13 protein-coding genes are annotated in these 12,110 nt (G+C 60.0%); 4 read left to right on the top strand and 9 right to left on the bottom strand.

Annotation, left to right across the window (positions count from 1 at the left end; all coding sequences use genetic code 11):
* Positions 1 to 57 precede the first annotated feature (57 nt).
* The gene (locus QUW00_RS02720; protein WP_289612859.1) at positions 58 to 945 is read left to right on the top strand and encodes a DegV family protein; all 888 of its coding nucleotides are present in this window, start codon (positions 58 to 60) and stop codon (positions 943 to 945) included.
* A gap of 653 nt (positions 946 to 1,598) precedes the next feature.
* Here the strand turns inward: QUW00_RS02720 and QUW00_RS02715 are convergent.
* Complete coding sequence (locus QUW00_RS02715) at positions 1,599 to 2,558, bottom strand: NAD(P)/FAD-dependent oxidoreductase (protein ID WP_289612858.1); 960 nt, start codon at positions 2,556 to 2,558, stop codon at positions 1,599 to 1,601.
* 125 nt (positions 2,559 to 2,683) lie between these two features.
* On the opposite strand from QUW00_RS02715, the gene QUW00_RS02710 reads away from it, so the two are divergent.
* Entirely contained in the window at positions 2,684 to 3,982 is a 1,299-nt protein-coding gene (locus QUW00_RS02710) for an MGDG synthase family glycosyltransferase (protein ID WP_289612857.1), read from the top strand.
* A 68-nt stretch (positions 3,983 to 4,050) separates the two neighbouring features.
* Here the strand turns inward: QUW00_RS02710 and dut are convergent, their stop codons facing one another.
* The 3 genes from dut to QUW00_RS02695 form a co-directional block, all read right to left on the bottom strand.
* The gene (dut, locus tag QUW00_RS02705; protein ID WP_289612856.1) at positions 4,051 to 4,494 is read right to left on the bottom strand and encodes a dUTP diphosphatase; all 444 of its coding nucleotides are present in this window, start codon (positions 4,492 to 4,494) and stop codon (positions 4,051 to 4,053) included.
* Positions 4,495 to 4,499: 5 nt separating this feature from the next.
* A complete protein-coding gene (gene nrdR, locus QUW00_RS02700) occupies positions 4,500 to 4,943 on the bottom strand; it encodes a transcriptional regulator NrdR (RefSeq protein ID WP_289612855.1) in 444 nt (147 codons plus the stop codon).
* Between the two features lie 97 nt (positions 4,944 to 5,040).
* A complete protein-coding gene (locus QUW00_RS02695; RefSeq protein WP_289612854.1) occupies positions 5,041 to 5,454 on the bottom strand; it encodes a LysM peptidoglycan-binding domain-containing protein in 414 nt (137 codons plus the stop codon).
* Between the two features lie 131 nt (positions 5,455 to 5,585).
* Between QUW00_RS02695 and lexA the strand changes: the two genes are divergently transcribed.
* Positions 5,586 to 6,251: a transcriptional repressor LexA gene (lexA, locus tag QUW00_RS02690; protein WP_289612853.1), complete on the top strand. Its 666-nt coding sequence runs from the start codon at positions 5,586 to 5,588 to the stop codon at positions 6,249 to 6,251.
* Between the two features lie 59 nt (positions 6,252 to 6,310).
* Entirely contained in the window at positions 6,311 to 7,000 is a 690-nt protein-coding gene (locus QUW00_RS02685; protein WP_289612852.1) for a heparan-alpha-glucosaminide N-acetyltransferase, read from the top strand.
* 13 nt (positions 7,001 to 7,013) lie between these two features.
* Here QUW00_RS02685 and hflX read toward each other — a convergent pair whose 3' ends face one another.
* The 5 genes from hflX to QUW00_RS02660 all read right to left on the bottom strand — a co-directional run bounded on the left by hflX (position 7,014) and on the right by QUW00_RS02660 (position 12,109).
* A complete protein-coding gene (gene hflX / locus QUW00_RS02680; RefSeq protein ID WP_289612851.1) occupies positions 7,014 to 8,303 on the bottom strand; it encodes a GTPase HflX in 1,290 nt (429 codons plus the stop codon).
* The gene (miaA, locus tag QUW00_RS02675; protein ID WP_289612850.1) at positions 8,303 to 9,253 is read right to left on the bottom strand and encodes a tRNA (adenosine(37)-N6)-dimethylallyltransferase MiaA; all 951 of its coding nucleotides are present in this window, start codon (positions 9,251 to 9,253) and stop codon (positions 8,303 to 8,305) included. The genes hflX and miaA overlap by 1 nt, the downstream gene beginning before the upstream one ends.
* Positions 9,253 to 10,611 carry a tRNA (N6-isopentenyl adenosine(37)-C2)-methylthiotransferase MiaB gene (miaB, locus tag QUW00_RS02670; RefSeq protein WP_289612849.1) on the bottom strand — a complete coding sequence of 453 codons (1,359 nt, stop codon included), beginning with the start codon at positions 10,609 to 10,611 and terminating at the stop codon, positions 9,253 to 9,255. Before miaB ends, miaA begins: the two co-directional genes overlap by 1 nt.
* A 3-nt stretch (positions 10,612 to 10,614) precedes the next feature.
* Positions 10,615 to 10,941, bottom strand: a complete 327-nt coding sequence (locus QUW00_RS02665) for a stage V sporulation protein S (protein ID WP_289612848.1) — start codon at positions 10,939 to 10,941, stop codon at positions 10,615 to 10,617.
* Between the two features lie 79 nt (positions 10,942 to 11,020).
* The gene (locus QUW00_RS02660; protein ID WP_289612847.1) at positions 11,021 to 12,109 is read right to left on the bottom strand and encodes an ATP-binding protein; all 1,089 of its coding nucleotides are present in this window, start codon (positions 12,107 to 12,109) and stop codon (positions 11,021 to 11,023) included.
* Position 12,110 lies beyond the last annotated feature (1 nt).

Genomic DNA, 12,110 nt, shown 5'->3' with positions numbered 1-12,110 from the left:
CGGAGTCGTGGGCTATACTGGGGACAACGCGTTTCGAGTGACCGAAAGGATCATCCTATGTCCTGGGCGATTGTCGTCGACTCAAGCTGCAACCTTCGTGGATGGAAACCCACGGCTCCCGGCACCACGTTTGTATCGGTGCCCCTGACCATCCACGTCGGATCGACCGAGTATGTCGACGATGAGCATCTCGATGTCAGTGAGCTCAATAGGGCGGTGGCCCAAGAGAGCGCCGCCTCCTCGAGCTCCTGTCCCAGTGTCGGCGTGTGGGCAGAGGAGTTCCGCCGCGCCGACAACGTCATCGCTATCACGATTTCTGCGAACCTGTCCGGAAGCTATGAGGCGGCGTGCACCGCTCGCAACATCGTGCTCGACGAGTACACCCGAGAGCACGCCGGCGTCATCACCGGGAAAAACATCTTCATCCTCAACTCGCGTGCAACGGGCGGAAAGATGGAGCTTATCGTTGAGAAGCTCGATGCGTATCTGCGCGACAACAATCCCAGCTTTGATGAGGTCGTCGCGTATCTGCAGGCTCTCGATGAGGCATCGACGGTGCTGTTTTCGCTGTCTCGCTACGACAACCTCGTCAAGAACGGCCGCATGCCCAAGCTTGCCGGCTCCATCGCCAGCAAGCTGAACATCCGCATGCTCGGATGCGCGAGCCAAGAGGGGACGATCAAGATCGTCGGTCCCACGCGCGGCGAGAAGAAGATGTACAAGAAGGTCGTCGACTGCATGGCCGCTGACGGCTTCAACGAAGGCCTTGTGTATATCGATCATGTCGACAACGAGTCCGCGGCAGACGACCTCAAAAACGCGATTTGCGCGCGGTGGCCCCATGCAACGGTCCACATCATCCCGTGCGGTGGCCTGTGCTCGTACTACGCCGAGGAATCCGGCTTGATTATCGGCTACGAGTGGATGGGCGCATCGAGCCACTAGGCGTCATCGGATTCGCTCTGATGCCAGTGCGTTCGGCCAACCTGATATCTGTCAGACGGCTGTCGGGCGAGAGATATCGTCGGACAGCCGTTTTTCTCAAGGTTCCGTTTTCCATCTCTACTTGACATAACATATATTATCGTGGTTTTGTTGAAATCCCCGGATAGCAGTGTTTTCGACACTCGTCTACGACATCGACCGCGCCCGTTGATCACGCATACAGGATACCGAACACACGCGGTCCACGTCTCGTTCCGCATACGCTGTCGACATACACCCGTGCAGACCGTACGCTGGCTTACACGCCCGCAGCGACCTCATTCAAATTCCTCGCGCGCGACGATATTCGGTCGGCACGCTCAGACGCCCCCTGAGCCCTTGAGTCCGGTACACGGGCACTGGGGCCCCGCACGTTCTGAGCTTCAACGTCAATCGACTCTGAGTGACCCGGCGGCACCCGAACCGGACTCATCGGTTGACGAATCGTTCAAGCAGACGCTGTGACTACCGGTAGAAGTCCCTGCACGCCGCAGCCGCACGTTAAGCGAAACATCATCGCATGCGACGATATGCCCGGACACTCGATCGAGCGTCCGGGCATATCGCAAGAAACCTTGAGCACAACGCTTTAAGCTTCCCTATTAGTTAGGCACCTAATTAGTAGACAGCACGTCAGAAGCTTCCTGAATGTAGGCATACGCCGCGCTTGCAGCGATCGCACCGTCGGAAGCCGCGGTGACAACCTGGCGAAGGCGCTTCGAGCGAATATCGCCGGCACAGTACAGCCCAGGGGTACGGGTGGCCATGTTCTCGTCGGTGACCACTCCCCCGTCCGGCGCAATATCGGCAAGCTGGGTGACCAGCTCGGTCACGGGATCATTGCCCGCAAAGACGAAGATGCCGAACGATCCCTCCGAATACGTTTCGGTATATTGATCACCGGTCTTGTTGTCGCGGAAGGTCACCGACCCGAGCAGGCGCTCGCCCGTCGCCTCGACAAGCGATGTCGAATACTTGACCGATACGTTGTCGCGAGCAAGAAGCTTGTCGACACGACCTTTCGGAGCGCGGAACTCGTCGCGTCGAACAACCATCACGACGTCGCTGGCGACATGCGATAGGAACAGACCCTCCTCGCACGCGGAGTTTCCGCCTCCGACCACAAAGACGCGTTTTCCGCGATAAAACATAGCATCGCAGGTGGCGCAATACGAAACGCCGCGCCCGCGAAATTCGTTCTCGCCGGCAAAGCCCAACGGACGCGGCGTCGCTCCCGTGGCGACGATCACGACGGGCGCGACATACGAACCGGTGTCCGTCTCAAGCGAAAAACGGCCGTCATCCAGATGAGTGATAGCGTTCACCATGGCATAGGCTACCTCGGCACCTGCCGACTCGGCGTGCTCGAGCATCTTGGATCCCAGCTCGGCGCCTGATATCGAAGGGATGCCGGGATAGTTGTCGACCATATCGGACGTCGCGATCTGACCGCCGGGCATACCCTGCTCAATGATGAGCGTGTGCAGGCTCGCGCGCGCCGCATAGATTCCGGCCGTGCTGCCCGCAGGTCCGGCGCCCACGATAATCGCATCATAGGTCTTACAGGCATCCATGGTTACCTCCCGTGCGAATGTCCCGACAGCCATCGATACGACAGCTATACGTTTGTTGAATAATCAGGAACAGGCTGCCTTACAGCGTACAATATACCCCGACACGCAGACCGCAGGGAGTTTCGATGTCCTCAACGGATATGATTCAAAACACGGAGGGCCCCGCCGCGGAGCCCGAGGACAACCAGAGCTCCGACCTCGCGTCATCTCGTCCTGTCATAACGATCATGCATGCGTCGGTCGGCTCGGGCCATAAGGCTGCCGCAAACGCCGTCGCACAGGCAATCGACCGCATGCGCGGCACCTACGGTGTTCCGGAAGACGTGGAAGTCGACGTCATCGATGTCCTCGATTTCGGCCGAATCAAGTTTGACGGAAACAAGACGGCAGCGGCATTCACCGGCGCGACGAGGCCCATCTACGATATCACCTGGCGCTACACCCTTACCGGCCGCCTCCTTTGGGGTGGCGGAACGGGCTGGTCTCGCGTCATGTTCCCCGCGTTCAACGAGTATGTTGCGCGCAAGCGTCCGCTTGCCATCATCGCCACCCATATCACGGCGGCCAATGTGGCCGTCGGAGCCCGCATGATCACCGGCATTACCTACCCGATCGTCTGCATCCCCACTGACTACGAGATCGAGGGATGGTGGCCCCATCTTGAGACGGATCTGTTCTGCGTCGCCACCGAATTCATGGCGGAGACCCTGCGTCCACGCCATGTAAAGGAGTCCCGCATCGAGATCACGGGTATCCCGGTCCGCGGCGGCTTCGACAAGCCGCTTGACTTCAGTGCAGAGCGAAAGCGGTTCGGCCTCCCTGCCGACAAAACGGTTGTTTTGGTCATGGCGGGCGCAAGCCTTCCGCAGCCGTACGTGCGCTTCCGCGCGGCCATCGAGCAGATTCTTCCGTTCCTGCGCGGCTTCGAGCACATGCATTTCGTCTTCCTGCCTGGACGCGATACCGAGTATTCCACGCGTCTGAAGACGATCTTCGATGCCATGAAGCTCGAGAACGTCTCGGTCCTCGACTACGTCGAAGACATGGCCACGCTCATGAGGATCTGCGATGTCGCCATCCTCAAATCGGGAGGACTCACCGTCACCGAATGCCTCTGCGCACGCCTGCCGATGATCCTGCTGGGAAAATCCTACGGCCAGGAGAAAGCCAACACCACTATGCTCACGGGATTCGGCGCCAGCATGCACGCGACCACCGCGCGCGAGCTCATCCTTATCCTACGTCACCTGCACGATAATCCCGCAGCCCTCGACGCGCTGCTCATCAATGCCGACGCGCTGCGCAAGCCGAACGCAGCGGAGGACATCGTCAAGAAGACGTGCGCCCTTATTGGAACCACACAGCCCCGGCCCAAACGGTTCGCACGCTTCTACTGGGGCGATAAGCCCGCGCATATTCGATAGAAAAACGGACCCGTGCGCACGAGGTGCACAGGTCCGTCAAAGCAACCCTTGATGCGAAGGCGCAAACGCTACGCCATGCCGCTCGAACCAAAGCCACCGGCGCCACGATCGGTCTTGTCGAGCTCGTCGACTTCGACGAGATTGACAACGGGCACAGCCTGAATGACGAGCTGGGCAATACGCTCGCCGCGCTCGATAACGATCGGCTGCTCAGGATCGAGATTGACCGCGATGACCTTGAGCTCGCCACGATAGTGGGAATCGATCAGGCCAGGCGTGTTGGCAATCGAAAGACCGCGCTTGAGTGCCATACCGCTTCGCGGCTGTACAAAACCGGCAAAGCCCTCAGGGATAGCGATGGCCAGCCCCGTGGGGATGAGCGCCCTTCCATGAGGGGGAATCTCTACCTCGGCATTGGCACGCAGGTCAAGGCCGGCATCGCCGGCATAGGCGTAACGAGGCAGCTCAACCTCGGGATCGAGGCGCTTGATCGAGACGTTCAGTACGGGCATGAAACTCACCTCAGCTTATCGAGTTCATCGAGAAATTCGTCGACATCCTTGAAATCACGGTACACGGAAGCGAAGCGGATATAGGCGACCTTATCGATGCGCTCAAGCCGTTTCAGGACCATATCGCCGATCTCGTGGGAGCTGACGGCGGTCAGCGTCCGACCCCTGAGCTCGTGCTCGATATCATCGATCAGGGCGTTCAGGGAAGCGAGATCGATATCGCGCTTCGCGGTGGCGCGCATGAGACCGACGAGCAGCTTGTTGCGATCAAACGGCTGAGTGGTGCCGTCGCTTTTGAGAACCTCGATGGGATCCTCGCACCGCTCAAACGTCGTAAAGCGATAGCCGCACGACTGGCATTCACGACGACGCTTGATGGCGTTGGTCACCTCCTGCGTCCGCGAATCAACGACGCGCGTGGTGTCCTTGCCGCATTTGGGACAACGCATGGGATTCCTCCGAACGAATGCTCCGATACCGCAAAGAGCATACCACGCGTACGGAAAACCCTGTGAGATGCTAGGCAAACAACAGAAGCGACGATGGCTACGCCGGCACGACGATGGTGTCGCCCGGCTGCAGGGAGATCACGGAAAGGTCGTTCCAACTGCGGATGATATCGACGGTCTGCTGCGTGTCGACCCCGTCGATATGATGATCCTCCGCGATGGACCACAGCGTGTCGCCGGACTCGACGACGATTTCCAGGCGATCGGCATGAGCCAGGGCAGCATCGAATTGAGCCTGCTGAGCCTGAAAGACGCCGATCATTCCGATCAGCGAGACGGCAATCAGCGCGGCAGCGATAAAGATGTGAAGACGATCGGGCTCCGCACGGCGAGGCGCGGGCGCCGGAATATGCTCGGATGCATCGAGTCGACCTTCGATGACCTGAAACGCGGACGTGCGAGCAGCGGGCGCCAAAGCGAGATTGCCGTCGACCATGGCAAAGGACTTCATGGAACTCTCCTCTCATCGGGCTGACAGGACAGGTATACCTCGGCGCCCGGACAAAAACTTCTGGCATAAGAACGAGTGTTCGTATATCATTATGGTCGAACAGTTGTTCCTGTCAAGAGAAAATGGAACATATGTTTGGTAGAAGGAGGCAGGCCGTGGCACGCAAGATCACGAAGCGTCAGCAGCAGATCTATGATTTCATTCGCACGTACCAGCAGGAGAAGGGCTATCCGCCCAGTGTACGCGAGATGGCTGCCGCCGTCGGACTCTCCTCCCCCTCCACCGTCCACGCCCACCTCTCGGCGCTCGAGGATCACGGCCTGATCAAGCGCGACAAGACAAAGCCGCGCGCGCTCGAGGTGTTCAACGAGGACGGAACCTCCGCCAAGCCCTCCCAGGAGGTAACAGAACCGGTCGACCGCGGCACCGTTTCGCTGCCGCTTATCGGCCGTGTCGCCGCCGGCATGCCCATTCTTGCCGAGCAGAATATCGAGGACACGTTCACGCTGCCCTCCGAGATCGCCACGGACTCGAGCTCCTTCGTACTCGAGGTGCATGGGAACTCAATGATCAACGTCGGCATCTACAACGGTGACTACATCATCGTTCGCGAGCAGAAAAGCGCCATGAACGGCGAGATCGTCGTTGCGATGATCGACGGCGAGGCGACGGTCAAGACGTTTTACAAGGAGCAGGGACGCGTGAGGCTGCAGCCCGAAAACGACGCCATGGAGCCAATCTTTGCCACCAACCCGACGATTCTTGGTAAGGTCGTCGCACTCATGAGGCGTTTTTAGGACAACGCATGCACGCGTCCCCCTCCGCTCAGACCGCCCAGCCGTCGCGCAGGCGTATCGTGCTGCTGGATACCCTGCGCGGCCTGCTTCTTGTGTCCATGATTGCCTTCCATGCGACCTATGATGCGGCGTATATCTACGGTTACGACGTGTCTTGGTTTTTGGACCCATTGATACAGGATGTCTGGAGGGCTTCGATCAGCTGGTCGTTTCTTTTTCTCGCCGGCTGGATGACGAGCTTCTCCCATAACAACCTTCGGCGCGCAGGGGTCTATGGAGCGGCGGCGCTCCTCGTCTGGCTGGCGACGACCGTTGCCGCTCTCGACACGCCCATCAACTTCGGCATCCTCTTCTGCATGTTCTCCTGCACGCTCGTATGGGCTGCTGCCCAGCGGATTCTTATCCGGATACCGAGCGCTCTCGGCATCGTCGTCTGTCTCGCGCTGTTCGCCGCGCTGTGGGACGTCCCCCATCAGACCTATGGTATCCCGGGCCTTGCCTGGCTCGGTCTGCCCGATGCGGGTTTCAGCTCGGGTGACTACTATCCCATCATTCCCTTTGCGTTCATGTATCTGAGCGGTGCGTTCGCTTCACGGCGCTATAACGCCCGCCATCGCGGTGAATATCCGGATTTGGCCTACCACAATCTCGTTCCACCGCTGACGTGGCTCGGGCAGCGCAGCCTTGTTGTCTACCTCGCCCATCAGGTGCTGATCGTTCTCGTATTTGAGGTGCTTGCAGTTCTCTAGCGAGCGGCTTGGACTACACGGTCTGATATCGCTCAAGAGACGAAGCGATGCGGCGCGGAACCTTCGCGACAACGCGTACGCAGCTCTCCAGGTACTCCTCAGAAATCACCTGACCCCGTTCGTGCACAAGACGGATGAGGCCGCCTTCACGATAGGGAATCTCGGCACTGACCAGACGGTCGCTTGCAGCCGCTTCCGCGGAGAGCCGCTCGGTGAGGTCGTCGATGCCCTCACCGGTTCTCGCGGAGAAGAACACGGCACCGGGATGCCGAGCGATGAAGTTCTGCTTATCTGCCTCAGCGAGCAGGTCGATCTTGTTGAACAGCAGCAAGGTCGGCTGTTGTCCTGCTCCGATCTCATCAAGAACACGATCGACCGCCTCGAGCTGACGCTCGAAGTCGGAGTCCGAGCAATCGATGACCTTCACAATCAGATCGGCTTCGAGAACCTCAGATAGGGTCGACTTGAATGCCTCGACCAAGCTATGGGGAAGCTTCTGAATGAAACCGACGGTATCGGTTATCGTCACCGACCGTCCTCCGGGAAGCGTATAGGCGCGAGTCGTCGGATCAAGGGTTGCGAACAGCTTGTCCTCAGACAGGACATGTGCACCAGTCAGCGTGTTGAGCAGCGTCGATTTGCCGGCGTTCGTATAGCCGGCGAGCGCGATTCGGAACGCATCGGAACGCGACCTGCTTTTCGCTTGAACCCCGCGACGGCGCTCGAGGAGCTTGAGCTCCCGACGCAGGGAGGAGATGCGATTGCGAATGAGGCGTCGGTCGACTTCCAGCTGGCTTTCGCCCTGGCCGAAGCGGCTTCCGATGCCGCCGCGCGTCTGCTCTTTCGCCAGATGCGACCACATGCCGCGCAGTCGCGGGAGCAGGTACTGCAACTGCGCCAATTGCACCTGGAGCCGGCCTTCGCGCGTCGTCGCGTGCAGGCCGAAGATATCGAGAATCAACGCGGTGCGGTCGATGATCTTGGTCGGCTCCCCCACCGCGCGCTCAAGATACGATTGCTGCGAGGGCGTCAGATCGTCGTCGAAGATAACGACATCGGCGGAAAGATTCCCCACCAATGATTTGAGTTCCTCGAGCTTGCCGGAGCCGATGAACGATTTCGGAACCGGACGGTCGAGCCGCTGCGTCAGTCGCCCGACGACAACGGCGCCGGCCGTATCGGCGAGGCGCTCGAGTTCGTCAAGGGACCGGTCGGTCGGCCACCCTCCGCTGCGCCACTCGACTCCCACCAACACGGCTCGCTCAGGCTCGATGGCCGTCGAGAGAAACGTGAAGCGACCCATCAGTGCGCCTCCTCAAGCCGACGGAGCACCAACTCGGCAGCCTCAGATTCCGACATGCGATCCATGTCGATCCATACGATCCGCTCGTCGCGCCTGAACCAGGAAAGCTGCCGTTTCGCATAGCGCCGGCTTCTCAATTTGATCAGCTCGATGGCCTCATCCATCGAAAGTGCGCCGTCGAGTGCGTCCATGATCTCTTTGTATCCGATGGCCTGACGAGAAGTGATGGCATCTCCCGCACCGCACTCGACGAGTCGCTTGACCTCATCGACGAGCCCCTGCTCGATCATGAGGTCAACGCGGGTATCGATACGTCGGTACAGGCGCTCTCGATCCATCGTCAGCGCGAACTGAAGGCTACGGTAGTACGGCTGCGGCTGGGAAAAGCGCTCCTTGCGATCCGCATAGCGCTCCCCCTCGTCAAGCATCTCGAGGGCGCGAATGACGCGGCGCGTGTTATGGGGATGTATGCAGGCGGCACTCTCAGGGTCTCGGCGCGCCAGCTCATCATGAATCCCTTTGGCGCCAAGGCGGGAAGCCATATCTTGGTACGCACGACGGCGTGGACTCTCCACCTCGCCGGCAGGAAACTCCATCGCATCGATGACGGCTTTAATATACAGCCCGGTACCACCGCAGAGAATCGGCGTCTTGCCACAGCCAAGCAGACGATCGACCTCGGCGCGGGCATCGCGCTGAAAGAGCGCGGCGGAGTACTCCTCATACGGCTCCACCACATCCACCATGCGCAAGGGTACGGCGCGCTCCGCAGGCGGCGTCTTAGCGGTACCGATATCCATCCCGCGATAGACCTGCATGGCATCGGCGGAGATAACCTCGGTCGCAAGCTCACGCGCGACACGATCGGCAAGCGCACTTTTGCCCGAAGCGGTGGGACCCGCGATCACGAGGACAGGGCTCGTACGCCGAGCAATCGATGCGTCAGCCATCAGCGCGAAGACCCGATGACGGTGCCGGAAAGGTACCACGTGCGCGCACGGTCGACCTTGACGTCGACGATTTTACCGACCAGATCCTCGATGGAGACGCCCTGAGGGATGGGCGCGTGCACCGTCTGGTTCTTCGGACTCTTGCCCAACAGAATCGACGGGTCCTTCTTGGACGTACCCTCAACAAGCGCGGGCACCACGGCGTTCAGGTCATGTTGGTTGAACGCGTAGGCGCTATCCTCGATGACCTTGACGAGTCGATTGAAGCGCTCAAGAATCACGTCGCGCGGCGTCGGGTCGTCGATTTCGGCCGCAGGCGTGCCGGCACGCTTGGAATAGATGAAGGTGAAGGCCTGAGCGTACCCGACCTGCTCGGCGAGCGAGAGGGTCTGCTCGAAATCCTCCTCGGTCTCACCCGGGAATCCGACGATGATGTCGGTGGAAAGCGCGATATCGGGAATGCGGTCGCGCACGCGGTCGATCAAGTCAAGATACTGTTCGCGCGTATAGCGACGGTTCATGAGCTTCAGGATGCGCGAGGAACCCGACTGGACGGCGAGATGCAGCTGCGGCATGACAGCGGGAACCTCGGCCATCGCGTCGATGGTCTGCGGAAGCAGGTCCTTGGGATGGGACGAGGTGAAGAAGATGCGCTCGACCCCCGTATCCCCGACAGCACGAAGAAGCTCGGCGAAGCGGGGTTCGCCGAACAGGTCGCGTCCGTAGGAGTTGACGTTTTGACCAAGCAGCGTGATTTCGCGCACGCCCATGCGAACAAGACCGGTGACCTCGTCGACGATCTCCTCGAACTGACGGCTCTTCTCGCGACCGCGGACATAAGGGACGATGCAGTAGCTGCAGAAGTTGTTGCATCCCGTCATGATGGGCACCCACGCGCGATAGCTCTCGGCCCGATGCCAGGGCATCGAGGTCGCAGCGCACGGATCGGATTCCTCGCACAGCACCTGCGAGGAGCCTTCGGCAAACGCCCGATCGATGAGCTCGGCGACGTGAGTGATGGAATGGGTCCCGAATATGACATCCACGTTGTCGAGGTTGGTGAGCAGGCCGGCGCCATCACGCTGTGCGATGCAACCGCCTACGGCGATAACGCGTTTGCCGGAGGGAGCGGGCGGCAGGCTCTTGCAAGACGAGCACTGGCCGTACAGGCGCGTGTCGGCAGCCTCGCGCACGCAGCACGTCATGAAGATGACGATGTCGGCGTCCTCGGGTTGTGCGACCTCAAGGCACCCACACGAATCGAGCAGGCCGCTGACCCGCTCGGAATCATGCATATTCATTTGGCATCCGAACGTTCGGATGAAATAGGTCTTACCGAAAAGATTGGAAGTCTGCATACCCTACCCGACTCGAAGGCTGTCATCCATGCGGTCGAAATCAAACGCCCCGCCCGCATGCGAAGAAAGACTATGGACATAGATGGCGAGACGAATTGCGGTCCTGGACTCACCGTTGATGAGGATATCCGAAAAGACAGGCGCGCAGGAGATATCGAAGCCGGTGGGAATCAAGAAACCGCGCGCGATGGCGATGGCCTTGATGGCCTGGTTGACCGCGCCGGCGCCCACGCACTGCAGATTGACCGGCACGCCGTCCTTCACCATGCCGGCGATAGCACCGGCCACAGAGGCCGGGGAGGATTTACTCGATACCTTCAGGAATTCCATGCTTCGTTTCTCCTGCATATGAGCCATGTTTTTGCATATGTACAGTAAATGTATCCTATTGGGAGCAGCTGGGCAAGGATTATTCCTCCTTGCCGATATCAAACGTGACCGTGATCTTGTCGCGGGTCACACGAACGCGCGGATCGCCCGCCAACGAGAGGTAATACCGCTGGGCGAGATCGGCGAAATCGCGTTCGACGGCACGGGAGAACCGCTCGATATCCTCACGTGCCATTTTAAGACCTCGGCGATCGCGCTCAAGATCGATGTCGGCGGGCTTAGAGCGCTGCCCGGCGGACCGCTCACGCAGCAGACGAGAGGCGACACTCCGCTGAGGCTTGATCGAACCGTTGAGAATGCGATGTGCGGTGCGCTCAGAGATGGAAAGACCGAGCGAAGCGGCGATCGCGATGAAATCGGAGGCGTCGGCGGCGCTGCCAAGGCGTTCGATGATGGGAAGGTCGGCGGCGTCGTTCAAGAACAGCAGCGTCGACGTATCGACATCGCGCGTCGCATGGGCAAAGAGCGTCGCTGCGATCTCGGTCGGCGAACCCATATAGACGTCGCATCCATGCAGCTCGCTGCAGGCGAACTCGCAGGCGGCACGAATCATGTTGTGGGGACCGCGCGAGCAGACGAGCTGCCCGGCGTCATCCTTCTCGGCAACCGGCCAGGTGGACTGGTCGGCGCGCTCATTCAAGCGGGCGGTGTCGACAACGACCCGAATGGATGAACCCTTGCCAGGTTCCGAGCAGACAACCGATGCCTCATCAGCGTTCTGACGGATGGAGAACAGCGCCATGCCGCGTCCGTGAACGCCCCAGCGATCCATCTTCATCGACTCGAGCTTCGAGGTGACGCGCGCATCGAAAATACGTTCATGCATGTCGGCGGGAATACCGCTTCCGTTATCGAGAAAAAGGAGGGTGCGAACACCCTCCTCCTTCTGCGTTGCAAGATAGATGCGCGTGGCGCCCGCATCGCGAGCATTGCGCAGCATCTCGATGACGATATCCTCGACGTGCTGAATGTCATGTTTTGCCTGACGGCGCTCCGCCTCGGATACGCGCAGGCGCACGAACCCGTCGCCCAGGTTCTCCTCGACGCGAAGATTGCCTTCACCGGACATCGAGGCGATAAAGGAGATGAGCCCGCTGGCGTCAGACATG

This window comes from Collinsella tanakaei (assembly GCF_030373545.1).
Lineage (GTDB): Bacteria > Actinomycetota > Coriobacteriia > Coriobacteriales > Coriobacteriaceae > Collinsella > Collinsella tanakaei_C.
The sequence above is the reverse complement of the archived record's forward strand: the minus strand, read 5'-3'. Positions and strand labels throughout refer to the sequence as shown.